Genomic DNA, 25,727 nt, shown 5'->3' with positions numbered 1-25,727 from the left:
CACGCTGGACGCCATGCCCGGCAAGCAGATGGCCATTGATGCTGACCTCTCCGCCGGGCTTATCAGCGAGGACGAGGCGCGCACCCGCCGCAAGGAGCTGGAAGACAAGTCCAACTTCTTCGGCGCCATGGACGGTGCCTCAAAGTTCGTGCGCGGCGACGCGGTGGCCGGCATTCTCATCACCTCGATCAATCTGATTGGCGGCATGATCATTGGCGTGGCCCAGTCCAACATGGCATTTGGCGATGCGGCCTCCACCTACTCCACGCTGACGATTGGCGATGGTCTGGTTTCGCAGATACCGGCCCTGATCGTCTCGCTGGCGGCCGGTCTTCTGGTCTCCAAGGCGGGCGTTGAGGGCGAGGCCGACAAGGCCGTGTTCGGCCAGCTTGCTGCCAACCCGACCAGCATGGCGATGGTGGCGGCGGCGGCGATCTCCATCGGGCTTCTGCCCGGCATGCCGCTCTTCCCGTTTGCGGTGCTGGCAGCAGCGGCGGGCGGCACAGCCTTCATCATGAACCGGCGAAAGATACAGACCGCCGAGCGCGAGGCCACGGCCATCCAGACCGAAGCCGCCGCCGCGCAGCAGCCTTCGGAAGCGCCTATCGAGGACTCGCTGCATATTGACGAGCTGAAGATCGAGCTTGGCTACGCACTCCTGCCGCTCATCAATGATGTGGAAGGCCGCCGCCTGACCGACCAGATCAAGGCGCTGCGCCGCAATCTGGCGCAGGATACCGGCTTCATCCTGCCCAGCGTGCGCATTATCGACAACATGCAGCTGACGGCCGAAGACTATGTGATCCGCATCAAGGAGATGGAGGCGGGCGCCGGCCAGCTGAAAATGCGCCATCTCCTCGTCATGGACCCGTCCGGCCAGCAGGTCTCCATGGCCGGCGCCCATGTGAAGGAACCCGCCTTCGGCCTGCCCGCAACCTGGATCGAGGAAGGCGCGCGCGAAGAAGCCACCTTCCGCGGCTACACCATCGTCGATCCGGCCGCCGTGCTCGTCACGCACCTGACCGAGCTCTTGCGCGAGCACCTGGCCGACCTTCTGTCCTACTCCGAGGTTGAAAAGCTGCTCGACGGCCTGTCGAAGGAGCACAAGAAGCTGGTCGACGACATCACGCCCGGCCAGATCACCCGCGCAGGGATACAGCGCGTCCTGCAGAACCTGCTGCGCGAGCGCGTCTCGATCCGTGACCTCGCCGGGATCATCGAAGGCATCGCCGAGGCCTCAGGCGCGACGCAGAACCTCGATGCCATCACCGAGCATGTCCGCACGCGCCTGGCCCGCCAGCTCTGCTTTGCCAATCGCGGCCCCGATGGCGCGCTTCCCGTGCTGAGCCTCTCTCCGCAATGGGAGCAGGCCTTTGCCGAGGCGATGATCGGCGATGGCGAACGCCGCCAGCTCGCCCTTGCCCCGACACGCCTGCGCGAGTTTGTAACCGCCGTGCGCGATGCCTTCGACCGGGCAGGCGCATCAGGCGATGTGCCGGTTCTGCTGACCAGCCCCGCCATCCGCCCCTATGTGCGCTCCCTGACCGAGCGCTTCCGCCCCTCTACAGTCGTAATGAGCCAGAACGAGATCCACCCCAGCGCGCGGCTGAAAACCGTCGGCGCGGTCTAGGGAAGGTTTAAGCCATGCGCCTTCGCACCTTCACCGCCGCGTCGATCAGCGAGGCCATGGCACAGGTGCGCCGGGAGCTGGGGCCGGACGCCATCATCGTCGCCACGCAGGAACGCGCCGATGGCGGGGTGAGCGTGCGCGCGGCTGCCGAGGAAGGCGCGGTGCAGCCGTCCAAGGACTCCCCCAAACTGGCCGCCAAGCGCCGCGAGGCCGAACGCACGCGTGGGCGCGGCGACAATGCAGACGGCATCACCCGCATCGCCCGCTCGCTCGCCTGGCATGATGTGCCCGACAGCGCCGCCGAAGCCATCATGGACGCCGCGATCAGCCTGGAAGACGCCGAGCCGACCGCTACCCTCGCCCATGCGCTGGACGCACGCTACGCGGTCCACCCGGTCGAGATCATGCCCGCAAGGCCGATCCTCTTTGCCGGTGCGCCGGGGGCAGGCAAATCCTCCGTCATGGCGCGCCTTGCCGCGCGCGCGGTCTCGCAAGGCGTGACCCCGCTACTGGTTTCTTGCGACCAGCGTGCAGGCGCAGCCGCCCAGATGCAGACCTATGCCAAGGCGCTGCAGCTCGATTTCGAGGCCGCGCCCGGCGCACGCGAGCTGGATCTGGTGCTGGACGGTGCCAATGGCCGCCCGGTCTTCATCGATACCGGCGGGGTGAACCCGTTCGAGCTGGACGCGCTGGAAAGCCTCACTTACCTCGCCGCCACCGCAGACGCCGAGATCATCGCGGTGATGGAAGCAGGCCAGATACCCGCCGATGCCGAAGACGCCGCCGCGCTCTTCACCTCCATCGGAACGGCGCGTGTGATCTTCACAAGGCTTGATATTGCACGGCGCATGGGCGCGCTGCTGGCCGCCGGAGAGGCGGGGCTTTCCTACGCCCATATCGCCGCCTCGCCCTTTATCGGGTCGGGCCTGGCTCCGGCCACGCCCTTGCGTCTTGCCCGCGCTTTGCTCGAAGACCCTACGGAAGACGGGCCTGAGGAGGCCGCACCATGAAGCAGTATTTCAGCACCACCGCCGATGACCAGCCGCGCAAGGCCGGCTCGCTTCTGGCCATAGCCTCCGGCAAGGGCGGGGTCGGCAAGACGGTGGTGGCCGGCGCGCTCGCCAGCGCCTTTGCCGCGCGCCAGGAACGCACCCTGCTAGTCGATGGTGATCTGGGCATGGCCAATATCGATGTGCAGCTGGGGCTCGATCCGCGCGGGGATCTCTCCGGCGTCATGTCCGGCCAGATTTCGCTCGCCGAAGCCGTCTCCTGCGTCGCGGGCGGGGCGGACATGACCGGCGGGTTTGACGTCATCGCCGGGCGTTCCGGCTCAGCCGCGCTGGCAGGGCTCGACACCGCAGGCGCGGCGCGCCTCGCCGCCGGAATTGCCGCCGCCTCCATGACCTATGACCGCACGCTGATCGATCTCGCCGCCGGGGCCGACCGCGCCACGATCCGCCTTGCCGCGGCGGCCGATGATGTGGTGCTGGTCATGTCCGATGAGCCGACCTCGCTCACCGACGCCTATGCCTTCGTGAAACTCCTGCGGCTGAGGGATGAGGGGGCAGCCCCCTTCATCATCGTCAACAATGCGCCCGACAAGGCGAGCGCGGAGATGGCCTATGCCTCGTTTGCGCGCACCTGCGAGAGCTTCCTCGGCTTCCGTCCGCCGCTCGCCGGCATTATCAGGCGTGACAGCAACGTGCCCAAAGCCATCCGCGCGCAGACCGCGCTGAAAACCTTTGCGCCCGCCACCCCGGCCATCCGCGACATCGAGGCCATTGCCGGACTTCTTGCTGCGGGGGCCGAGAGCGCTTACGCTTGAGCGATCCGGTGGGGGCCGGTTTGAAAACCGGGGGGAGCCATGATCGAAGAATTTGCCACCCGGCTGATCGCCGGGTTCACACCTGCAACGCTGATCCTGTTGACGCTGGTCTCGATTGTGGCCGCGCTGGTCATGCGCCGCTGGAGCCAGCTTTACGCCGCCGCCCTCTTTGCCTTCGCGGCTGACTGCGTGGCGCGCTATCTCCTGGAGCTGGGCGCCGCCGACGGCGTGCCCGTCAATTTCGCCATGGAACTCGCCATGACGCGCCTCGATGCAGGCGCGATCAGCGCCATGGCCCGCCCCTTCCTCTATCTCGGCGTCATCGCCGCCCTGTTCTGGGTGAAGAAGCGGTATGGGGCGAGGTAGGGGGGTGAATTGGCCTCCTAAGGCCTCCCTCAAAAAACAATGTGAACCAGCGAGTAACGCCAGAAAATGGCCACGACACGCCCGTTCTCGATCCGCAGGAACACCTGTCCATCTTTCAAGAAATCTTGCCGCCGGAAGAAATGGATGTCGTCGTTATCTGAGCACTGAACAAGTTCCTTGAGGTAGGATACGTCGCATCGATAACGACGATCATCACGCAGCCCCTGAGCTACCAGCGTTGCCACCGCATCCTCGTGAGCCATACCAACCGACACGCCATACTTCGCACCTTCGACAAGATGACCGTAGTATGCCCTGTCGGTACCCGGCGGGATGGGGCGTGGCTGCTCACAGCCCGATAGGGCTACGAGGACAAACAGCGCGGCCAGCGCACCAACGAGCATTTTCCAGAACATAATCATCGCGTATCCACCCTCATCTCCCGCCGGTCATCACTCCGCCCGACCAGACACATACTACACCCGCCAGAGGCAGGGGTGGATAAGTTTTAAGGGGCCGTGATGGGGCGGCATAAGACGAAGGTTGATGTCCTCCCCCGCCTGCGGGGGAGGTGTCGAGCGCAAGCGAGACGGAGGGGGGAACTTTTCTTTTCACCCCCCCTCGCCCCGTAAACGGGGGGAGACAACTAACTGGCCATCACCACTTCCACGCCCGCCCCCTAAGCACAAAAAAACTGCGGCGCGCGTCAGGGCGTAACGCGCGCCGCAGCATCTAACCGTCCGATGTAAAGGGACAATCCCTTCAGGGGAGGATATCGGCCGGCTGTCCGTTCGCCGTCACCCGCGTCTCGATGATCGCGGCCGCATTGGCAAAGGCTTCTTCCGTGTCGCGCGCGCCCATGAACACGGCCTGCCCTTCAGAGAGGACCGGGCCATAGAGCAGCGTGCCTTCGGCGTCGTCCTCGGCGGTGAAGACATCAGCCAGCATGATCTCGTCCCACGCGGCGCGCACCTCGGCCCAATAGTCGGCGGTAGCGGCCCAGTAGCGGTGGGCGTTCTCAACGCCGGTGAGCTCTGTGCGGCGATAGGTGTTGATGCCGTGCTCGCGCACCAGTTCGCGTGGCTCACCATCGCGTAAGGCCAGCTTTGAATTGTCCTGCTCATGGGTCCAGCCCCAGGCAGTGATGGTGTGGCGGTTTACGGCCGCGATAGTGTCGTAATCATCGCGCGTGGTGGCATCACGGCGCGGCAGCGGACGCCATGAGACGCCCGGCGTCCAGGTGGAGGCACCCACGCCATGTTCCCAGCGGGCGAGACCGGCATAGCGCGGGGAATCGTCCACCTGATAGACGGTCTGTGACCATGCGCCCCGCGCATCGTCCGCGCTGACCTCTTCCATCTCCCAGCTGTTGAAGCCGCGATAGGCCATCAGGCGGGAGGGCTGATACTGCCAGTCCTGACGCCAGTGCTTGATAACCATCGGGTCTTCAGGGTCACCCACCAGCAGGAGGTGCTGCAGCGAGATGAAGCCCGGCTCGTCGGCGATCACGATCACCAGCTCGCGCGCAGGCGTCTCGGTGGACGGGCGCAGCTCATAGCCCTCGGCAATCGGCAGATATTCATTGAAGGCGAAGGTGACGGCGTATTCGCCCTGCATCGCCAGAATGGCCTGACGGTCCGCCTCTGACGGCACGCCCGCCTCGCCTTGCGCCTGCACGCCTTCCGCTACCGTCCCGCCCAGCGCGGCGGCCGGCCCTGCCAGCATCGCCAGCGCCAGAAAACTGCCCGTCAGCCCTGTTACCACTCGTTTCACCGTCACATCTCCATCTGTTGTGGACGCCAGCCCTGTAAGGGCCGCAGCGATCTCGGCCTGCCTCAGGGAGCGAAGCTTGTGTCCCTTGCGCATGGCCTACTCCGTCAATTGCAGTTTTGCAAACGATTCTGACTTGCATTCTGAAATCGTCGCCGACATACATGCCGCAATTAAGACTTATTCGCAATAAGGAAGCTGCATCATGTCCTCCCCAATCCACACCCTTTCCACATCCGCCCGCGCGAGCCTGCTGGCCAGCGCCGCCGCTCTCGCCCTGCTGCCCGCCACGGCGTTCGCCAATGACGCGGACACCGCGCAGGTGAATGAGGCGAGCGAGACGATCATCGTCACCGCCACGCGCACCCGCCTGCCCAATTTCGATTATCCCGGCATGGCATCTGTGATTGATCTGGACTGGCTGGAGTCAGAGCGCCCGTCAGACCTCACCGATCTTCTTCGCGATACGCCCGGCCTTGAAGTGGCAGGCGGTCCGCGCCGCACCGGCCAGACCCTGTCCCTGCGCGGATTTGGCCGCGAGAATATCGCCCTTCTGGTCGATGGCACGCGGCAGAACTTCTCCTCCGCCCATGACGGGGTGATGTTCATCGATCCGGGCCTTCTGGGACGCGTGGAGACGGTGCGCGGCGCAGCATCCTCGCTTTATGGTTCGGGCGCATCGGGCGGCGTGATCGCGTTTGAAACCGCCAATGCCGACACTTTCCTGCAGGCCGGTGAGACGCGCGGCGCGCGCGCCTCCATCGGCTACCGCTCCGGCAATGAGGAAACGCGCGGCTCTGCGGCCGTGTTCGGACGCAATGATGTCGTCTCCGGCCTCGTTGCCCTGTCAGCGCGTTCCTCTGGCGATATTTCGCTCGGCTCCGGCAATGATCTGCCCGCCGATGACGAAGTGATCTCGCTTCTGGCCAATGGCGAATGGCGTGTCAGCCCCGGCCTGACGCTATCCGGCGGCATCCTCTCCTTCCGCAACGAGGCGCGCGAGCCCAATAACGGTCAGGGCGCGCAGGAAGTGGCCAGCGGCAATCCGCTGATGGAAAAGGATGTCAGCGCCGATACATACCGCGCCGGGCTGCGCTTTGCGCCTGAAGGCCAGTCGCTCATTGGGCTGGAGATGACGCTCTACCGCACCGAGGGCGGGGTAGATGAGCGTGACCCACTGACCGGGCGTTTCATCACCCGCGATCTCACCACCAATGGTTTCCGCGCCGAAAACCGCTCCGAATTTCTGGTTGGCACCCTGCCGCTCGCGCTGACCTTTGGCGGCGAATGGTATGAGGACGAGCAGACCGGCACCGACAGCGATGTGCCCTCCGGCGTGCGCGGCGGTGTACCGAACGGCACGACCAGTTTCTACGGCGCCTATGTGCAGGGCGAGACGGAGTTCTCTGTTGGCGCGCTGGGCCGCGTCATCCTGCTGCCGGGCGTACGCTGGGACAGGTTTGAAAGCGATAGCGATATTGGCGGCGCCAATGAGGACGAGGCCATCTCGGCCCGCTTCGGGGCCACCTGGGCGCCGGTCGAGAGCGTGCGCATCTTCGCCAGCTGGTCAGAAGCCTTCCGCGCGCCCTCGCTCAACGAGCTTTACCTCGATGGCACGCACTTCTCCATGCCGCACCCGATCCTTGGCGCGCCGAACTTCATCACCAATGACTTCATCCCCAACCCCAACCTGCGCCCGGAATCCAGCGAAACTTTCGAGATCGGGGCGGGCTACACCCATACCGGCCTGTTCACATCTGCTGACCGGCTGGAGGTGAAAGGCGCCTGGTTCCGCACGCGCGCCGATGATCTCATCAATCTGGCGGTGGATTTCGCGCTCTCGCCCACCTGCTTTGCCCCGCCCTTCTTCGCGCCCTGCTCGGCGGGCACGTCCTTCTCCAGCAATGTGGCCAATGCCGAGCTGACCGGGTTCGAGATCGCCGCGCTCTACCAGAACGGGCCGCTCACCCTTTCCGGCTCTGTCTATGAGGTTGATGGCGAGGATCGCACCACCGGCGCGCCGCTGGGCTCACTGCAACCCGTTCAAGGCTATGTGCGCGGCGTGTGGAGCTTTGACCGGGCCGACATCGGCGCGCGCCTGAGCTTTGCCGGTGATTTTGACAATACGAGCGCTGGCAATGAGCGCGACAGCTTTGCGGTGCTGGATGTGTTTGGCAGCTGGCAGCCCTTTGAGGATCGCCGGGTGCGCATCAATGCCGGCGTGGAGAACGTGTTCGACACCGATTATGAGCGCGTGTTTGCCGGCGTCTCGGAAGCCGGCCGCACCTTCCGCATCGATCTGTCCTGGACCGGAGGGTGGTGAGAGGGCGCAACACGCGCTGTCATGGCCCGGTTTATCCGGGCCACCCATGCCTGCAACGAACGATCAGCCGGAAACTCTAGAGGCATGGGTCCCCCGGACCGCTACGCGGCCGGAGGATGACAAGCGGAGAGGGCAATGAACAGCAATTGGCCTTGCGGACGGCGAAGCGCCGTCCGAAGAGCGCGAACGCGCGCCCGCGACTTTTCGCGGAACATCGCAACGCGGATGCGTTGCGAAAACTAACGCCGGCCGGTTGAGGGACTGGCCGCATGAGACCCCCGCACCTGTCCAGAGGGTGCGGGGGTTTTTTTGCCTGAAGAAAGACCTCTTGCCTGCGGCAGCACGCCGCGCGGCGGCTTGCCTCATCGCCTGCGGCACATCTCTCCTGCGAAATAACCCTACTTTTTTTACAGGAAAGGTTTTTCCCCATGAAGACGCTGTTGATGGCCTGTGCCGGTGCCGCCGTTCTGGCCGGTTCGATTGCTCCTGCCGCGATGGCCGGACAGGGCGACTGGATGTTCCGGCTGCGTGCGCTGCACGTCGCTCCGGACGAGGGCGCAACCATCTCTCCCATTGGCGGCTCGGTCGATATCGGCACATCGGTCGTGCCCGAACTCGACATCACCTACTTCTTCACAGACCGGATCGCGGTGGAACTCATTCTAGGCGCCACCCCCCATGATGTGAGCGCGGTAAACACCAGTCTCGGGGATGTCGACTTGGGCGATGTGTGGCTGCTGCCGCCGACCTTGACCCTGCAATACCACTTCAACCCGGAAGGCCAGCTGCGCCCCTATGTGGGGGCCGGTGTGAACTTCACCCACTTCTTCAATGCGGACCTGCCCTCCGGCTCACCGCTCACCTCGATCAGCTATGACAACAGCATCGGTTTCGCGCTTCAGGCGGGCGTGGATTATGCGCTCAGCGAGCGCTGGTTCCTGAACTTTGATGTGAAGAAGGTCTGGATCAACACCGACGTCACCATTGATGCCGGCGGGCTCGGCATCGTGAACGCCGATGTTGATATTGATCCCTGGATTGTCGGTATCGGTTTCGGCTGGCGCTACTAGCGCCCGAACACCATCACGGACGCTGCATGGGCTCTGTGATACTCCCCCAAGCCTGGCCCTCTTCGCACCTCGCGGAGAGGGCTTTTCTTTGGCACTGCGGGGGATGATCCCTCACTATCGTCACTCCAGAAGCGGCGTCAGCCGCTATCTGGAACCCAGTAGTCTTTCAAAAAAGCCTGGGTTCCGGCTTTCGCCGGAATGACGCTGGAGAGATGGCGGACGATGAAATGGGTCCCCCGTTCCCCGTTTTCACGGGGACAGGCGCGGCGGGCGACCTAAGATGTTTCTGGCGAATGCCTCTCAACCGGGTCCCCGGCCACCGAGCCGGGGTCCATCTTTCCAGCCACCGAGCTTGTCCATGGGTCCCCCGTCGGGGCGGGGGACCCCGGTGGACAGGTCAATGGCCATTCGGGCCGCATCGGCGGCCCGCAAGCGCGAACGCGCGCCCGAGCTAATGCGAGGAGCGACGGGGCGGATGCCCCGGAGCATCACTAAAGCTAGTGCGCAGCCCGGCGCATGCGACCGGCGATCTCGTCCATCTCGGCCTGTTCGGCAGCGCGCACGGCATCCTCGATACGCGCCACGCGGCGCTCTTCGAGAAGCTCGTACTTTTTCAGCTCCGCAAAAGCCGTCTCCAGCCGCTCGCGCAATTCCCCCGCCTGCGCCTCGACCTCGCGTTCGGAGGCACGCAGATTGTCTTTGCGCTGAATGACAGAGCGCGCATAGGAGCCGTAGGCGAGATAGCCTTCCTTGCTCTCTGAGGCGGCGGCCTGTTCGCCCGGAACGCTTAGCTCCAGCCGTTCGATCTGGTCGGCAATCGCCGCGCGGGCGCGGTCGATGTCGGCCATCTGCTTTTGCAGTTCTTCCACCTTGAACCGGGCCAGCCGGATCAGCGGAGCATGAGAGCGTGTGCTCATGGGTTATTCCTTTCCATCCACCACAATCTCCGACAGGGCCGCGAAACTCTCTTCAATCGAGGAGGTGTCGTCTTTTCCCTGCCCGAGGAACGCTTCGAGCGGGCCGTTCAGCGCAATCGCGCGGTCGACCTCTGTATTGGACCCGGCGGCATAGGCCCCGAGCCTTATCAGTTCTTCCATGTCGGCATAGGCGCTAAGCACGCGCCGTGCCTCGACAACCAGCTCTGCCTCGCCGGGTCCGTAGACCTCCGGCGCGGTACGCGAGATGGATTTGAGCACATCGATGGCCGGGAAGCGGCCGCGCTCGGCAATCGCGCGCGTCATCACCACGTGGCCGTCCAGAATGCCGCGCACCGCATCGGCAATCGGTTCGTTATGATCGTCGCCATCCACGAGAACGGTAAACAGCGCGGTGATCGACCCGCAGCCGTTCTCGCCTGGACCTGCCCGCTCCAGAAGGCGCGGCAGCTCGGCAAAGACGGATGGCGTATAGCCGCGCGTTGTGGGCGGCTCGCCCGCAGCCAGCCCGATCTCGCGCTGGGCAAGGGCAAAGCGCGTTACTGAATCCATCAGGCACAGCACGTTGAGGCCGCAATCGCGGAAATACTCCGCGATGGTCAGCGTCATATAGGCAGCCTGTCGGCGCGACAGGGCGGGCGCATCGGATGTCTCGGTGATGACAACGGCGCGGGCACGGCCCGCCTCGCCCAGCACCTCGTCGACAAACTCGCGCGCTTCGCGTCCCCGCTCGCCAATCAGGCCGATCACGATCACGTCCGCGCTGGTGCCGCGCGTGATCATGCTCATCAGGACGGACTTGCCGACGCCCGAACCGGCGAACACGCCAAGGCGCTGGCCGGTACGCATCGGGGTGAAGGTATTGAGCGCACGCACGCCCAGATCCAGGCGCGGGCCCAGCGCGTCACGCTGGTGAGCGCACAGCGGCGCACCCTTGACCGGATAGGCACGATTGCCTTCCGCCAGCGGACCCTTCCCGTCGCGCGGCTCGCCAAACGCATTGATGACCCGGCCAAGCCAGGCGCCATGCGGACGGATCACCATGCCGTCAGGATCGATACGGGCGGGCGCACCGGCGCGGATGCCGGACAGATCGCCATGGGCCATCATCAGGGCGGTATCGCCCCGGAAGCCGACCACCTCGCAGCGCTGCGGGTTGTCGCCTGCCCCCACATAGGCGCTGGCACCCAGCGTCAGCCCGGCACGCGGACCTTCCGCCTCGATAAGCAGGCCGTTGATCGCCTTCACGCGCCCCTTGAAGGTGCGCGTCTCGATCTCCTCGATACGGTCAATCAGGCCTTGCACGGCGGTTCTCGCTTAGCTGTGGTTCCGGCTGCTTCTGCGGCCGGTCTTGCAAGCTTTTAACGCAAGTGCGGTTTCAACGGCGTAAACGACCCCGCAACGCCTTGCTCATACTTTCTCCACAGGGCGTTGCAGCAAAAACTCTGCCGCGGGGCCATGCAGCGCAGCGTGCTTTATCAATACGTTAACCAGGAACAGTGCTGGACGGACTCGATTCCGCCCTTTGAGTCAAATCGCTGTTAACTTTCTCGAAGGAATTGTCGCGCCATTGTGCGAACCACGTTAACCATGGGGACGACGCGCCGGATCAGGTGATTCGCGCGAGCGGCTGCGGAGAGGGACCGATGCGGGTACTGCTCATCGAGGATGATCGCGCGACAGCGCAGGGCATCGAACTGATGCTGAAGTCCGACGGCTTCAACATGTACACAGCCGATCTGGGCGAGGAGGGTGTCGATCTCGGCAAGCTCTACGACTACGACATCATCCTTCTGGACCTGAACCTGCCGGACATGCCGGGTTTTGACGTTCTCAAGACATTGCGCCTTGCCAAGGTTGATACGCCCATCCTCATCCTGTCGGGCAATGCCGACATTGATAACAAGGTGCGCGGGCTTGGTTCGGGCGCCGACGACTACATGACCAAGCCCTTCCACAAGGAAGAGCTGATTGCGCGCATACACGCCATTGTGCGCCGCTCGAAAGGCCACAGCCAGTCAATCATCCGCACCGGCGATATCGCGGTGAATCTGGACGCCAAGACGGTGGAAGTGAACTCCCAGCGGGTTCACCTGACCGGCAAGGAATACCAGATGCTGGAGCTGCTCTCCCTGCGCAAGGGCACGACGCTCACCAAGGAAATGTTCCTCAACCACCTTTATGGCGGCATGGACGAGCCGGAACTGAAAATCATCGACGTCTTCATCTGCAAGCTTCGCAAGAAGCTGGAAGCGGCGACCGGCTCCAAAGCCCCGATCGAGACCGTCTGGGGCCGCGGCTATGTGCTGCGCGACCCGGTCGAGGAAAAAGGCGCGGCGTAACAGCCACACGATCACCAGAACATGCAAGAACCCCGGCCTCCGCGCCGGGGTTTTTCTTTGGGGCAAGCCAATTACCCGCGCCTCTTCCGATTCTGATTAACCAGACCCGGCGCCCGTGCTACATTGTGTGGGTTACAGGGCAGCCCCGGACGGGGGCTTTCCATCCCCTCACCTGCCCCCGGACGGCTGACAGACAAAAGCGCTCGCCCCTTGTAACGGGAGGTAGAGACATGCGTTTTCTGATCAGTCTTGCCGTGCTCAGCATCATCGCCCCCGCCAGCGCATCCGCCCAGATGACCATTATACTGGGCACCAGCGAAGCACGCGCCTGCTATGAGGCCGCGCGGGACGGGGCCCGGCATGCCGCCAGTGGTGTCACGCAGTGCGAGAACGCGCTCGCCGGCGGAATGGTATCGCGGCGCGACCGTGCGGCCACGGAAGTGAATATGGGCATCTTGCTGATGCGCGCGGGCCGCACGGATGAGGCACTGGCCGCCTATGACCGCGCACTGGGCATACAGCCACAGCTGGCCGAAGCCTGGCTCAATCGCGGGATCGCCCGGTTCAGCCTGCAGGAATATGCCCTGGCCGAAGCCGATATCACCCGCTCGCTGGCGCTGAATGTGCGTGAGGCCCACAAGGCCCATTATCACCGGGCGCTCAGCTACGACGCGCGCGAACGCTACACGGAAGCCTATGCCGACTTCCAGAGCGCACTGGAACTCTCCCCAGGCTGGGAGCCGCCCTTGCGCGAGCTGGAGCGCTATCAGGTTGTCCGCACGCCGGTGAACGGATAGAGGGCGCTACGCCACTGCCCGTGGAGCCGCCGGAGCGGCCTGCACGCCAGGCTGGTTACGCATGTACAGGCCGCGCTGGCCGGCGACGGGCTTGAAACTGTCTGTCAGGCCGACGACCGTTTCGGCAGCGCCGAGCACCAGATAACCATCCGGCGCCAGTTGGAGGGCCAGCCGGTCGAGTATCTTTGCCTTGGACTCCACATCGAAATAGATCAGCACATTGCGGCAGAAGATGATGTCGAGCGTGCCATAGCGCGAGAAATCCTCAAGCAGATTGCCGGTTTCAAACCGGATCATCTCGCGCAGTTCCGGCTTCACCCGCCAGCTATCCCCGTTCTGGTCGAAGTGCTGCACCAGGCGCTGGATGGCGAGGCCACGCTGCACCTCGAACTGGCTGTAAATCCCGGCCTTGGCCTTCTCCATCACGTGCGCGCACATATCCGTCGCGAGAATGGACGCGCTGATCCCGTTCATTTCGCGGATCAGCATGGCCAGCGAATAAGGCTCCTGGCCTGTCGAGGCCGCCGCGCACCAGATCTTGAAGGGCCGCCCCCCGCGCGCCTGGCGCAGGGCGGGCGCCATCACATCGCTGAACATGTCAAACGGGGTCTTGTCGCGGAAGAAGAAGGTCTCGTGGGTTGCCAGCGCTTCAGACGCGGCGGCACACAGGCGCTGATCGCCGCGCATCATGGCATCAATGACAGCCTCCGGCCCGGCGAGCCCTTCGGCACGCGCCAGCGGCGCCAGACGGCTCTCGATCAGATAGCCCTTCTCCGGACCCAGCACGAGGCCGGAGCGCTTCTTCACCTCGGCGGCGAGGAATTTGTATTTGGTTTCGCTCAGCATTATCGCGCTCCTGTCAGGCGGCGGGCGAGTTCCGGTCCGATCTGGTTGAGTGGCAGCACAAGGTCTGCGAGGCCCGCTTCGGCCACGGCGCCAGGCATGCCCCAGACGACGCTGGAGGCCTGGTCCTGCACGATCACACCGCCGCCGGCATTGCGGATATGGCGCGCGCCATTGCGTCCGTCAGAACCCATGCCCGTCAGGACAAGCGCCAGCAGGTTCTTGCCCGCGACGCGCGCGCAGCTTTCAAACAGCGGATCAACGGACGGACGGCAGAAATTGATCGGCGGGTTCTGATCCAGCCTTGCCCGGTACTGACCCGGCGCGCCCTCGATTGTCAGATGATAATCGCCCGGCGCCACATAGACATGGCCAGCTTTCAGTGTTTCGCCGTCGCGGGCCTCGTGGGCGGGCAGTCCCTCGCGTGAGAGATGCTCGGCGAGGATCGCCGTAAAGACCTTGGGCATATGCTGGGCGATCACCACGGGCATGCGGATGGATGAGGGAATATTCTGTATCACCTGGCGCAGGGCCTGCGGGCCGCCGGTGGACGAGCCGATGGCCAGAAGATCGATGCGTGATGGCAGCTCCCGCCCCGATGCCGCCGCACCCGTGCCGGCAGAAAGCTTTACGCCGGCAGTGGCAGCGGCTGCGATAGCCGGACCCGCGGCGCGCTGCGGCGCATAGCGCGGGGCCAGCCCGGCCAGCTTGTCCAGCAGTTCAAGGCGGTAGCTTTCCGCCCCGCCCATCCGGCTGGTATCGGGCTTCGGAGCAAAGTCGGCAGCGCCAAGGGAGAGCGCCTGTAGCGTCACCTGCGCGCCCTTCTGGGTCAGCGTCGAGGCCATGATGACCCGCGCCTTGGGCGCAGCTTTAAGGATCAGCGGCAGGGCGGTCAGCCCGTCCATGCGCGGCATTTCAATGTCGAGTACGACCAGATCAGGCTGCAGCTCGCCAGCGCGCTTGACGCCCTGCTCGCCATCAGAGCAGGTCGCCGCCAGCGCCAGGCGCGGATCAGCCTCGATCCAGCGCGCGACAAGCCCGCGCACGACAGCAGAATCGTCCACCACCATCACGCGTGGCAGGGCGCCAGGGCTGGCTCCGGGGGGAAGGTTGGCGGCTGTATTCATCACAATGGCCGGCTCACACCAGCCCGGCTTCGGCGAACTTCGAGCCGATAATGTCGCCATCGAACGGCTTCATCACATACTCGTCCGCACCTGCCCGAAGGGCCTGTGTGATATGGGACATGTCATTCTCTGTCGTGCAGAACACGACGACCGGGCGCTTGCCGTTCTGTTCGGCGCGCAGCGTGATCAGAAAATCGATCCCGTTCATCACCGGCATGTTCCAGTCAAGCAGGATCGCGTCGGGCATGGACTTGCGGCACTGGTCCAGCGCCATTTTGCCGTCCTGGGCTTCTTCGCAGGCAAAGCCGAGATCTTCCACGATTTTCCGGGCCACCTTGCGGATGACCCGGCTGTCATCGACTACCAGACAGGTTTTCATTGCCCTTTTGCCTTTCGCCCGTCAGGCCGCCATCGCCATGTCGGCGGCGATCAGCCTGTCCACATCCAGTATGGCCAGCAGTTCGGTTTCCAGACGATGAACGCCGGTGAGGAGCGCCCGCCAGCGCGGATCGAGATGGGCTGGCACCGGCTCGAACGTGTCCTGTCCGAGGCGCAGCACCTCGCCGACCTCGTCCACCAGTACGCCGAAGAGTTCCGCGCCCCGCTCCAGCCCGAGCGACATGCACGGCGCATCGGCCTCGCGCGCCGGCAGTCCAAGGCGGATGCGCGCGTCGATCACCGTCACGATGCGGCCGCGCAGATTGAGAAGACCGGCAATCTCCGGCCGGGCCAGCGGTACCGAAGTGATCGCCTGTGGGGCAAAGACCTCGCGGATTTCCTTTACCGGCGCGCCGCAGAGCTGACCGGCGATACGCACCGTCACAAATTCCTGGCTGGTCTGATAATCGAGTGCCATGATCGCTTCTCCTAGCCCCTAAGCCGCGCGTGTTTCACCGGAGCGCGCCGCCCGGTCGAGGGCAGCAATCAGCCCGCCCCTGTCGGCCGGGCGCATCACCGCCACCATGCCTTCGCCATGACCCCCGCGCGCACGGTCACTGACGCCAAGGCGCGGCACATCGGCCCAGTGGCCTTCACTGGCCAGAGTGTCGAGCGCGGCCGGATCGCCCACCAGCGCAGCGTATTGCGCGCCCATCTGGGCGGCATCGCGCGCCTCGTGCAGACCGCCCACCACCGTCACGTCGTAGCCCGCAGCGGCCAGCAGCGGCGCCATCATGCGCCGGGCGAAGGCATCCGGCTCCACCAGCAGGATCGGATGGCGGCCCGAACGCGCCGGACGCTGCGGCGAACCGGACCAGGCCCGCTCCATGTGCCAGGCAATGTCGAGCACTTCGGTCGCCCGGCCCTTGATGATGGCAGAGCCGATAACGCCGGGGCGTTCAGAGCCCATCTGCAGGTCGAGCGTCTCTTCCACCACATCGAGAATTTCGTCGACAGCCACACCGGCCGAACGGCCTTCCTCGGAGAAGACCAGCACCGCCTGACGGCCCTCGCGCTTGAACTCATCCACACCCGAGGCATGGGCCAGCGGCAGCAGGCGTCCGCGGTATTGTACGACATGGCGCGCATCGACGACTTCAATCGCGGACCCGTCAAACTCCTCAAGACGTGTGATGAGGCTGACCGGAACGGCCTTCACATCATCTTCGCCTGCACGCACCAGAAGCAGGCGCTGGCGTGAGGGGTCAGCAGAGCCAGCCGCCAGTTCTTCAGAAGCAGGCGTTTCCTCGGTGGCGTGCGCCAGTTGCTGGGAGAGGCCATTGGGATCAAGAATGATGATGACCGAGCCATCACCCAGAAGGGTGGCGCCGGAATAGACCTGGATGCCGCGCAGCTGGGCCGAGAGCGGCTTGACCACGATCTCCTCGGTATCGAGCACATCATCGACCACAACGCCGAGCTTGCGCCCCGCCGCCTCGATCACCACCACATAGCCATGGCTGGCATCGCTGGAGGCATCCGGCAGACCAAGCACCGTATTCAGGCTGACCACCGGCAGGAGCCGGTTGCGCAGGCGGATCATGCGCGCGCCATTCATCGACTCTATGGAGTGCGCCGATCCTTCACCGGCCCGCACCAGCTCGCGCACAGCCAGTTGCGGCAGCGCGAAGCGGGCATCACCCGCCTTCACGATCAGGGCCGAGACGATGGCCAGGGTCAGCGGAATCTTGATCGCAAAGCTGGTGCCCTTGCCCACCTCGGAGGTAAGGTCGATGGAGCCGCCAATCTGCTCGATATTGGTGCGCACCACATCCATGCCGACGCCGCGGCCGGACAGGTTCGTCACCTTGGCGGCGGTCGAGAAACCGGCCGCAAAGATGAAGCGCTGGATCTGCTGCTCGCTCATGGAGCTGAGCTCTTCTGCCGTGGCGAGACCCTTTTCGAGCGCCTTGGCGCGGATTTTCTCCGGGTCGAGACCGGCGCCATCATCAGTGATCTTGATGATGATCGCCCCGCCTTCATGATAGGCAGACAGGCGGATCGTGCCCTGCTCGGGCTTGCCCTTGGCGGCGCGCGCCTCGGGCATCTCGATGCCGTGATCGGCAGAGTTGCGCACCATGTGGGTGAGCGGATCCTTGATCAGCTCAAGCACCTGGCGGTCCAGCTCGGTCTCCTCGCCCTCCATGATGAGGCGGATTTTCTTGCCGAGATCCTGCTGGGTATCGCGCACGATGCGCGGCAGCTTGCGCCAGGCATCGCCCACGGGCTGCATGCGCGTCTTCATCACCCCGTCCTGCAGCTCGGCCGTGACCGAGGACAGACGCTGTAGCGGGCTTTTCAGGGCGGAATCTTCGTTCTCGCGCACGATCTGGTGCAGCTGGTTACGCGCCAGCACCAGCTCGGACACCGTCGTCATCAGCGTTTCGAGAACGTCCACATTCACCCGGATTGTGGACTGGGCCCGCACGCCTTCAGACCTTGGACCATCGCCATCTGCCGGAAGTGTCTGCACCGCAGGCTTACCGACCTTCATGGCGGCTACCGGCGCAGGCGCCTCATCATCGTCCTCGGCCTCCGCCTCGTCCTCGACGGCAGCGCTGGCCAGCTCCGGCCCTTCAGCGGCCATGAAGGCCGCTTCCAGATCGGCCAGCGACACTTCGCCCGGACGCAAGGGGCGGCCCAGATCGGCGTCGAACGCCTCCCCGCCTTCGGCAACAGCTTCGATAACGGGTTCAGGCTCGGGTTCCGGCTCAGGCGTGGCCTCTACTGCCTCGCCCATTGCCAGCGCTTCCAGCTTGGCAATCAGTTCGCTGTCATCGCCCTCAGGTTCACTCCCGGTCTCTTCCAGACCGCCCAGCACCAGCTTGATGCGGTCAAGCGATTGCAGGACCAGCGTCACCGCGGCGCTATCGGCGACCAGCGTGCCGTCACGGAACTTGCCCAACAGCGTTTCGCCCGCATGGGCCACGGCCTCAAGGCGCGACAGGCCCAGAAAGCCGCACGTGCCCTTGATGGTGTGCAGAAGCCTGAAAATATTGTCGAGCGTCGCCCGGTCGGTCGGATCGGATTCGAACTTCACCAGCTCGACATCGATCGTATCAAGGCTCTCAGCCGTTTCGGCCAGAAACTCGCCAATCAGCTCATCCATCGTGAACCCGTCCCCTGACTGTCCGCCACCGGGCGGACTCGCGCGCACGGCGCGCAACTGTGATCAGGGACGAAACTCACACGGGCAGGGTTAACGCATCGTTTGGCGGGTGGCCCGGATCCGAATAGTATTATTCAGGCCGCTGCCGCCTTCGCCTGCGGAGCCAGGAGGGCAATGTATTCAATGCGCTCTTCTTCCGCATGCGCCTCAACCCGGCCGCCATGCTCGCGGGCCACCAGCCCGGCATAGTATGGCTGGATGGAGCGGCCATCATAACCGTCCTCGCCCGCCCGGCCGGCCAGTGCCTCGACATAGGCCGGGTCGATGCGTGCCCGCGGTCCGGCAGCAATGATACGCAGACGGCTGTCACCGGCTTCGCTGGCCGTTGCCTCTACCGTCACCGTCCCGCCGCGGGGCACATTGTCCACCGCCAGCCAGATAAGGTTCAGCAGCACACGCGCCGCCGGCTTGTCGAGGCCGGCCGCCTGCACCTTCCACACCAGCTCCGGCTTGGCGGGCGCAAACATGGCCTCCGCCAGACGCTTCAGCTCGCCGGTGTCGACACTGCCCGGACGCGAGCCCCCTGCCCCGAAGGCCAGGCGCACATATTCCAGCTTGGCATGGGCCTGATTGGCGCCTGTGCGGATCAGCTCGATGGCGTCATCGCGCATGTCGGCGGCGTTTTCATCATCCAGCACGGACAGGGCCGCGCCGAGCGCCGATACCGGGCTGACAAGATCATGGCAGAGCCGGGCGCACAAAAGTGCGGCAAGCTCGGTGGCGGAGGGTGTGTGTTGCGTGCTCATGGCGCCAAGCATTATCCGATTCTCGATCGCGAAAGGGTTAACGCGTGTGCGGGACCTCCGGGTGCCTACGGCTCGCGGTCGTCCTCGTCATAGCCGCGCCGCGAAGAGAAGAAGACCAGCGCCATCAGCCCTGCCCCGACCACGAAGGTCAGCACCGCGCCGATGACCAGCGCGGCCCAGCCATGCCCGCCGACTGCATTATCCATGCTCATCCAAAGCCGGGCCGATAATGCAATCGCGCCGATGAGCATCGCGCCCAGAACCACCGCCAAAAGCCAGGTTTTCATAAATATCCTTCCTGTGCGCTGCACCGGGATGCATAACATGCATTGTGGTTAAGGGAGACATTAACCTTGCCTGCGGCACACATGCCCCCTTGGCAAGTCGATTCGTCCTTGTCACTGTGTGTGCCGCTCCGGCACGGTCCGGGAAAGATGACAGCATGTCACGGGGGGTGATGTTGGCCTGCATCTTGCCTTGCTGGACTGGCGGCTGATGACCAACCGCGCGGGAAGAGGGAAATAATACGCATGTCCGGTTTTGACGTCCGCCTCGCTGACGCCCACCGCTCTCGTGCGCTGGTTTTCTTTGCCACACTGACCATGGCGCTGCTGCTTGTAGCGGCCATACTGGTCAGCCGGACCATGGCAGGCACCTCCGCCTCGGCCGCGGCGCCGGAAACGGGCGGGCTTGATCCGGCGGGTGCGGCCCTGATGGCTGAGGCGGCTGAAGCCGCCCTCACCCTCGACGACATGGTGATGGCCGAACACGCTGTCTTCGCCAATTGCATCGACTGTCCCGTGCTGATGGCTGCCGAAGTGACGGTCCGTTCCGGCCAGACCTTTGCCAGCGTGCTGGCCGAGGCCGGCGCCAGCCGCATTGACGCGGCCCGCGCCATTGCTGCGCTGGATCCCATCTACCCCGCCCGATCACTTCGCGCAGGGCAGTCGCTCAACCTCTTCTTCGAGCGCGATCCCTTGCAGCGCATATCGGCCGACGAAGAGAGCGGCCTTACCCTGACCGGCATTTCCTTCCGTCCCGACCAGGAGCGCACACTGACCGTCGCGCGCACCGCCGACGGCCAGTACCGCACCCGCGAAGCCGTCATGACCGTCGAGCGCGAAATCGTGCGCGCCCGCGGCGAGATTTCCTCCAGCCTGTACGCCGCCGCGCTGAATGCCGGCGCGACCGACCGCATCGTCACCGACATGGCGCTGGTGCTGGGCCACGCGGTGGACTTCCGCACCATCCGCTATGGCGACACGTTCGACATCGTGTTCGAGCGCTATACCAACCGCGCGGGCGAAGTGATCCGTACCGGCCGCATTCTCTACATGACATTCGAGGGCCGGGGCCGTCCGCTGGAGTATTTCCGCTACGAAGCCCCGGACGGCGATATTGGCTACTACACCGCCGAAGGCGAGAGCGCGGCGCGCCTGCTGATGAAAATGCCGATCAATGGCGCGCGCATCTCCAGCCAGTTCGGCATGCGCTTCCACCCGATCCGCCGCACCAACCGGCCCCATAATGGCACGGATTTCGCCGCCCCGACCGGGACGCCTATCTACGCCGCCGGTAGTGGCACGGTGGAACGCGCCGACTGGTTTGGCACATTCGGCAACTATATCCGCATCCGCCACGCCAACGGCTATCAGACCGCCTACGCGCACCTGAACGGCTTTGCCCGCGGCATCCGCGCCGGCACGCGCGTCACGCAAGGCCAGACCATCGGCTATGTCGGCACGACCGGCGCCTCCACCGGCCCGCACCTGCACTATGAGGTGCACCTCAATGGCCGCCCGCTGAACCCGATGAGTCTGGACCTGCCGACGGGCCGCCGCCTGGAGAGCAATGAGCTGAACGTGTTCCGCGCCGAGCGTGACCGGATCATCGCCCTGCGCGATCAGGCTCCGGCAGCGCGTGAGGAAGAGCCCCAGCCCGTTCTGGTTGCCGAGCGCAGCGAGGAACGCCGCGTCAGCGCCGGTTCCGGGGCCAGCGCACGGCCGTAACGGTACCGCCCGCGCCTACTTCGTGGCCGCCATCAGATAGTTCACGCCAGCATCAGTGCTGATGAAGAAGCTGTCTTTCAGCGGGTTATAGCTGACGCCCACCGGCGTTTCGGGCGCAAGGCCCGCAGTTTTCAGCGCGGCCTCCACCTCTTCGGGCTTTACCAGCTTTCCAAAGCGGTGCGTGCCGCGCGGCAGCCAGCCCAGCACATATTCCGCGCCAAAAATCGCCGTCACGAAGGCGCGGCTGGTACGGTTGATCGTCCCGACAATCATTATCCCGCCGGGCTTTACCAGCGCCGCGCAGTCGGCAAGGAACTGCTCCGGATCGGCGACATGCTCGACGACTTCCAGATTGAGCACGGCATCAAACCGGCCCGGCCCTTCGGCCTCCAGCAACTGCTCTGCCGTGCCGTGGCGGTAGCCGATTTCGAGACCCGCCTCGCGGGCATGCACCAGCGCGGTCTTGATATTGGGCTCGGCGGCATCCACCCCCGTCACCTTGGCGCCCAGACGCGCCATCGGTTCAGACACCAGCCCGCCCCCGCAGCCAATATCGAGAAGCTCAAGCCCCGCCAGCGGCTCGCGGCCCTCACGGGCGAAATGGGCGCACAGGCGCTCGCGTATCCAGGTGAGGCGCGCCGGATTGAATTTGTGCAGCGGCGCGAACTTGGATTTGGGATCCCACCACTCGGCAGCCATGCGTGAGAACTTCTCCACCTCCGCCGGATCGATGGAGGGGCTGGAGAGGGTTTCAGGCGAGCTTGACTGGGCCATGGGACATCCTGCGGTGCGGGAACGGTAATCGCACCGGCCAATATACGCTGGCACGCGCGCGCGTTAAGGGCTGTGAGTGAGGTAAAATGCCGCCGCCTGAAATGCGGGGCGGAGAGCCGGGATATGGCACGAGGCCACGGATACCGCTTCGCGGTTCCGGGGGTTCAATGATGATGTTTGTACTTTGCTGAAATCCCGGAGGCCCGCAGGGCCATCCGGGACCTGTGGCCGGAAAAGCCTACCGGCCTGCGCCAGCGCCTGCGCCGATCACCGGCGTGCTGTCGGCACGCGCCGCGCGCCAGTTGCGCACGAAATTGTCCATGGGCAGCGATTCCAGTATCTGCCCGGAATTGCCCAGCACCCCGATATCCTGCGCGCCCGAACGCACGCGCACAGCGCCGGCATCGGTGGCAGAGACTTCAAGCCCGGCCTCGTCCGGCGCACGCCAGGAGGCACCGGCCTCCATCTCGCGCGCAAACAACACCCGGCCAGAGCCATCACGCACTTCCAGCGTCACCGGCGAAATGGCGGTAAAGACCAGCGCCTCGGGCGCATGGGCGGTCGGCAGACCGGCCCAGATCTGGGCCGGGTCGGGCGCACGGCTGGATTCCACCACAGGGCGTGGCATGGCCAGCAGTGTAGCGGCGTCGGGCGCGTCGGCAAACGCGCCGGTGCGGGTGATGTGCACGCCATACCAGCTCGTCGCGGCCAGCACGCTGCCCAGAATGACAACGGCGCCGATAACGCCCTTGGGCAGTTTGAATTCGCGTTTTTTCCTCGGAGCGGTCGGCTGGGCGCGGCCCGTATCGCACTCCACCTCCAGCTTGAACTGCTCCACCACGTCGGTGACGTTCAGCTCAAGGAAGCCGGCATAGGCGCGCAGATAACCAATCGTATAGGCGCGCGAGGGCAGGCCGCGCGGATCCATCGCTTCGAGGGCTTCGAGATAATCGCGCTTGATGCGGGTGCGGGCAGCGGCGGAATCCAGCGTCCAGCCATGTTTCAACCGCGCCTGACGCAAGGTGTCACCGATGCTCACGGGGCCACAAGGTGCCACCGGGGCATTGGCGAAAACAGCATCCATGGGCACGTACTGACTTCCTGCTACCTGACCGGCCAGCTTTTGCATCGCAATTTAAACCGCCTGACGGCGGCTTCCCCTCACCACTCGCGCTGACTCAAGGCCACTTGGTGTGACTTTTTGATCCCAACGCAAGCAGATTAAATCAAAATGCAGCACGGTTATCAACAAGTCGTGAAGAAATTCCGGCTTCTTGCGCAGCAGCGATCAGCTTGTGCCTCAACGATTTATCCGTATCGGGACGCTTTGTGGCGATCTCGCCTGCAAGCCAGATGCCAAGACGGCCCGCATCACATTCTGCCAGCGCCGCCTTTACCGGGCCGATACTGGCCGCCGACATGGACAATCGCCGGTAACCAAGACCGGCCAGAACGCAGGCCTCTAGCGGCTTTCCGGCCATTTCACCGCATACAGAAACCGGCTTGCCGGCCGCGTCACACGCCTCGCGGACCGATTGAAGCAGGGCGAGCGGCGCCGGGTTCAGCACGTCGTAGCGCTGGGCCACTTGCGGGTTTTGCCGGTCAGCCGCGAAGAAGTACTGCATCAGGTCATTGGCGCCCACGGCGGCAAAGTCACACAAGGCCAGATAGGGCTCCGGGGCGAAGGCCACGGCCGGCGTCTCGATCATCAGCCCGGTTTCAACCCGCTCCGGCACGCCGTGGCCATGGCGCCGGGCCAGTTCCAGCTCGGTATAGAGAAGATCGCGCGCGCGCGACAGCTCGCCAATATCGGCCACCATGGGAAAGAGGACTTTCAGCCCCTGCCCTGCGCTCGCCCTGACAAGGGCGCGCAGCTGGTATCGGGTGAGCGCAGGCCGGTCGAGCCCCATGCGCAGCGCCCGCCAGCCCAGCGCCGGATTGGGCTCGCGCATTTCGGGGATGAAGCGCGTCACCTTGTCGCCGCCAAGATCGAGCGTGCGGAACACGACCGGCCTGCCGCCCGCCGCTTTCAGGACCGCCTTGTACATCTCGATCTGGGCTGGCACGCGCGGCAGGGTGTGGGAGATCATGAACTGAAACTCGGTGCGGAACAGGCCCACGCCCGCCGCGCCCGTTTCAGCAAGGCGCGGCATCTCGATCAGCAGGCCGGCATTCATCGACAATTCCATGGCCACGCCATCGGCGGTCACTGCTGGCTCGTCGCGCCGCGCCGCATAGGCCAGGTTCGCCCGGGAGAGGCCCTCCATCCGCTCGGCATAGGCGGTCAGTACCTCCTCGCCGGGACGCACATGCAATATGCCAAACTCGCCATCGATGATGAGCGTGTCGCCATCTTCCACCCGGTCCAGCGCGCCTTCCACCTGCCCCACCATGGGTATGCCCAGCGCCTTGGCGACAATGGCCGCATGGCTGGTGGCAGAGCCTTCTTCCGTGGCCAGCCCCGCCAGGCGTGAGCGGTCCAGCTCCATCAGCTCGGCCGGGCCTATGGAGCGGGCAACGAGGATGGCATTGGGCGGCAGATCGGCCAGCGCCCGCACCGCGTCCGGCCCCGCCAGATGGCGCAGCAGCCGGTTGGCAAGGTCTTCCAGGTCATGCAGGCGCTCGCGGAAATGGGCTTCGCGCGCCTTCATCAGCCTGGCGCGGTGTTCATTGCGCACCCGCTCGACCGCGGCCTCTGCGGTCAGGCCCGAGCGCACCGCCTCGCGCAGCTGGCCGGTCCAGCCCCGGTCATGGGCGAACATGCGGTAGGCATCGAGCACATCGCGCGAGGGCGTGCCGATGGGCGCGCGCCCCGATTCCAGCAATTCATCGAGCCCGCGCCGCAGATCGGCAATCGCCGAATCCAGACGCACCTCTTCTGCCTCCGCATCCTCTGCGATCATGCGGGCAGGCGCAACGTGCGGCTCGTGAACCACCGCCACGCCCATGGCGATGCCCGGCGCCAACGCCGCACCGGCATAGCGCTCCGGCCCCGATGCGCGCAGTTCAAGATCAGAAAACGCTTCGGCGCGAATAAGCTCGCCCGACGCCACGATCTCGGCCAGCAGCATGGCGACCGTCTGCAGCGTCTCGATTTCCTCTTCGGTGCTGGGCCGCGCCGATTTGGACTGGGCGGTCAGCACCCCGACCAGACGCCCGCCGCGCAAGACCGGCACACCGACAAAGCTCTTGAAGGGTTCTTCGCCGGTTTCAGGCTTGTAGGCAAAGCGCGGGTGGGCCGGGGCGTCTTCCACCGACAGGGGCCGCGCCCTCTGGGCGACAAGACCCACCAGGCCCTCATCTCGCGCCAGGCGGAGAGAGTGAACCGCTTCTGCCTTCAGGCCGTGCGTCGCCGACAGCTCCAGCGCGCCGCTGGGCAGGACCAGATAGATCGAGCACACATCAGAGCCGGTTTCCTCGGCGATGATGCGCGTCAGCCGGTCAAGGCGCGCCTGCGCCTGATCCTGCTGCGCCATCAGATCGCGGATGCGCTGCAGGAGCCGGCGCGGTCCGCGCAGGCCCGTCCTGTCCAGCATGGGCTTTTCCAGCGTCATGGTTCTAGT

Annotated in this window: 23 protein-coding genes; 9 read left to right on the top strand and 14 right to left on the bottom strand. The window is 64.9% G+C overall.

The features are described 5' to 3' along the window. The 4 genes from ACTIGC_RS04005 to ACTIGC_RS03990 all read left to right on the top strand — a co-directional run. Positions 1-1,630, top strand: a 1,630-nt coding sequence (locus ACTIGC_RS04005; RefSeq protein ID WP_439633177.1) for a flagellar biosynthesis protein FlhA, incomplete at its 5' end; no start/stop codon positions are given. A 14-nt stretch (positions 1,631-1,644) separates the two neighbouring features. Beyond that, complete coding sequence (locus ACTIGC_RS04000; RefSeq protein ID WP_439633176.1) at positions 1,645-2,640, top strand: flagellar biosynthesis-like protein (FlhF); 996 nt, start codon at positions 1,645-1,647, stop codon at positions 2,638-2,640. After that, on the top strand, positions 2,637-3,455 hold the full coding sequence (locus ACTIGC_RS03995) for a nucleotide-binding protein (protein ID WP_439633175.1): 819 nt from the start codon (positions 2,637-2,639) through the stop codon (positions 3,453-3,455). The genes ACTIGC_RS04000 and ACTIGC_RS03995 overlap by 4 nt, the downstream gene beginning before the upstream one ends. Before the next feature lie 39 nt (positions 3,456-3,494). After that, the gene (locus ACTIGC_RS03990) at positions 3,495-3,821 is read left to right on the top strand and encodes a hypothetical protein (protein WP_439633174.1); all 327 of its coding nucleotides are present in this window, start codon (positions 3,495-3,497) and stop codon (positions 3,819-3,821) included. 29 nt (positions 3,822-3,850) lie between these two features. Here ACTIGC_RS03990 and ACTIGC_RS03985 read toward each other — a convergent pair whose 3' ends face one another. Next, complete coding sequence (locus ACTIGC_RS03985) at positions 3,851-4,243, bottom strand: hypothetical protein (protein WP_439633173.1); 393 nt, start codon at positions 4,241-4,243, stop codon at positions 3,851-3,853. Positions 4,244-4,583: 340 nt separating this feature from the next. After that, a complete protein-coding gene (locus tag ACTIGC_RS03980; RefSeq protein WP_439633172.1) occupies positions 4,584-5,687 on the bottom strand; it encodes a DUF6607 family protein in 1,104 nt (367 codons plus the stop codon). Between the two features lie 109 nt (positions 5,688-5,796). Between ACTIGC_RS03980 and ACTIGC_RS03975 the strand changes: the two genes are divergently transcribed. Both ACTIGC_RS03975 and ACTIGC_RS03970 read left to right on the top strand, forming a co-directional pair. Then, positions 5,797-7,914, top strand: coding sequence for a TonB-dependent receptor domain-containing protein (locus ACTIGC_RS03975; RefSeq protein ID WP_439633171.1), 2,118 nt, complete (start codon positions 5,797-5,799; stop codon positions 7,912-7,914). 428 nt (positions 7,915-8,342) lie between these two features. Continuing rightward, positions 8,343-8,984 carry an OmpW/AlkL family protein gene (locus ACTIGC_RS03970; RefSeq protein WP_439633170.1) on the top strand — a complete coding sequence of 214 codons (642 nt, stop codon included), beginning with the start codon at positions 8,343-8,345 and terminating at the stop codon, positions 8,982-8,984. 497 nt (positions 8,985-9,481) lie between these two features. Here ACTIGC_RS03970 and ACTIGC_RS03965 read toward each other — a convergent pair whose 3' ends face one another. Further along, complete coding sequence (locus tag ACTIGC_RS03965; RefSeq protein ID WP_127568279.1) at positions 9,482-9,901, bottom strand: flagellar FliJ family protein; 420 nt, start codon at positions 9,899-9,901, stop codon at positions 9,482-9,484. A gap of 3 nt (positions 9,902-9,904) precedes the next feature. Further along, entirely contained in the window at positions 9,905-11,224 is a 1,320-nt protein-coding gene (fliI, locus tag ACTIGC_RS03960; RefSeq protein ID WP_439633169.1) for a flagellar protein export ATPase FliI, read from the bottom strand. Between the two features lie 341 nt (positions 11,225-11,565). Here fliI and ctrA point away from each other — a divergent pair, with 341 nt between their 5' ends. Further along, complete coding sequence (gene ctrA / locus ACTIGC_RS03955) at positions 11,566-12,261, top strand: response regulator transcription factor CtrA (protein WP_127568283.1); 696 nt, start codon at positions 11,566-11,568, stop codon at positions 12,259-12,261. 230 nt (positions 12,262-12,491) lie between these two features. Further along, complete coding sequence (locus tag ACTIGC_RS03950) at positions 12,492-13,058, top strand: tetratricopeptide repeat protein (RefSeq protein ID WP_439633168.1); 567 nt, start codon at positions 12,492-12,494, stop codon at positions 13,056-13,058. A 6-nt stretch (positions 13,059-13,064) separates the two neighbouring features. Here ACTIGC_RS03950 and ACTIGC_RS03945 read toward each other — a convergent pair whose 3' ends face one another. From ACTIGC_RS03945 to ACTIGC_RS03915, 7 genes are all read right to left on the bottom strand, one after another. Then, positions 13,065-13,904, bottom strand: a complete 840-nt coding sequence (locus ACTIGC_RS03945) for a CheR family methyltransferase (protein WP_439633167.1) — start codon at positions 13,902-13,904, stop codon at positions 13,065-13,067. Continuing rightward, positions 13,904-15,088: a protein-glutamate methylesterase/protein-glutamine glutaminase gene (locus tag ACTIGC_RS03940; protein WP_439633166.1), complete on the bottom strand. Its 1,185-nt coding sequence runs from the start codon at positions 15,086-15,088 to the stop codon at positions 13,904-13,906. Before ACTIGC_RS03940 ends, ACTIGC_RS03945 begins: the two co-directional genes overlap by 1 nt. After that, positions 15,042-15,407 carry a response regulator gene (locus ACTIGC_RS03935; protein ID WP_439633165.1) on the bottom strand — a complete coding sequence of 122 codons (366 nt, stop codon included), beginning with the start codon at positions 15,405-15,407 and terminating at the stop codon, positions 15,042-15,044. Before ACTIGC_RS03935 ends, ACTIGC_RS03940 begins: the two co-directional genes overlap by 47 nt. A 21-nt stretch (positions 15,408-15,428) precedes the next feature. Continuing rightward, positions 15,429-15,884, bottom strand: a complete 456-nt coding sequence (locus tag ACTIGC_RS03930) for a chemotaxis protein CheW (protein WP_439633164.1) — start codon at positions 15,882-15,884, stop codon at positions 15,429-15,431. Positions 15,885-15,902: 18 nt separating this feature from the next. Continuing rightward, positions 15,903-18,575 (bottom strand): chemotaxis protein CheW, encoded by a 2,673-nt coding sequence (locus ACTIGC_RS03925; RefSeq protein ID WP_439633163.1) that lies wholly within the window; start codon positions 18,573-18,575, stop codon positions 15,903-15,905. Positions 18,576-18,709: 134 nt separating this feature from the next. After that, positions 18,710-19,381 carry a histidine phosphotransferase ChpT gene (gene chpT / locus ACTIGC_RS03920; RefSeq protein ID WP_439633162.1) on the bottom strand — a complete coding sequence of 224 codons (672 nt, stop codon included), beginning with the start codon at positions 19,379-19,381 and terminating at the stop codon, positions 18,710-18,712. Between the two features lie 65 nt (positions 19,382-19,446). Further along, positions 19,447-19,668 (bottom strand): hypothetical protein, encoded by a 222-nt coding sequence (locus ACTIGC_RS03915; RefSeq protein ID WP_371392464.1) that lies wholly within the window; start codon positions 19,666-19,668, stop codon positions 19,447-19,449. A gap of 243 nt (positions 19,669-19,911) precedes the next feature. Here ACTIGC_RS03915 and ACTIGC_RS03910 point away from each other — a divergent pair, with 243 nt between their 5' ends. Continuing rightward, entirely contained in the window at positions 19,912-21,390 is a 1,479-nt protein-coding gene (locus tag ACTIGC_RS03910) for a peptidoglycan DD-metalloendopeptidase family protein (RefSeq protein WP_439633161.1), read from the top strand. Positions 21,391-21,405: 15 nt separating this feature from the next. Here ACTIGC_RS03910 and ubiG read toward each other — a convergent pair whose 3' ends face one another. The 3 genes from ubiG to ptsP form a co-directional block, all read right to left on the bottom strand. Next, positions 21,406-22,164, bottom strand: coding sequence for a bifunctional 2-polyprenyl-6-hydroxyphenol methylase/3-demethylubiquinol 3-O-methyltransferase UbiG (gene ubiG, locus ACTIGC_RS03905; protein ID WP_439633160.1), 759 nt, complete (start codon positions 22,162-22,164; stop codon positions 21,406-21,408). A gap of 238 nt (positions 22,165-22,402) precedes the next feature. After that, positions 22,403-23,203, bottom strand: a complete 801-nt coding sequence (locus tag ACTIGC_RS03900) for a helix-turn-helix domain-containing protein (protein WP_439633159.1) — start codon at positions 23,201-23,203, stop codon at positions 22,403-22,405. Positions 23,204-23,390: 187 nt separating this feature from the next. After that, positions 23,391-25,718: a phosphoenolpyruvate--protein phosphotransferase gene (ptsP, locus tag ACTIGC_RS03895; RefSeq protein ID WP_439633158.1), complete on the bottom strand. Its 2,328-nt coding sequence runs from the start codon at positions 25,716-25,718 to the stop codon at positions 23,391-23,393. Positions 25,719-25,727 lie beyond the last annotated feature (9 nt).

The organism is Glycocaulis sp., from assembly GCF_051859565.1.
GTDB lineage: Bacteria > Pseudomonadota > Alphaproteobacteria > Caulobacterales > Maricaulaceae > Glycocaulis.
This window is presented reverse-complemented; position numbering and strand designations above follow the sequence as displayed.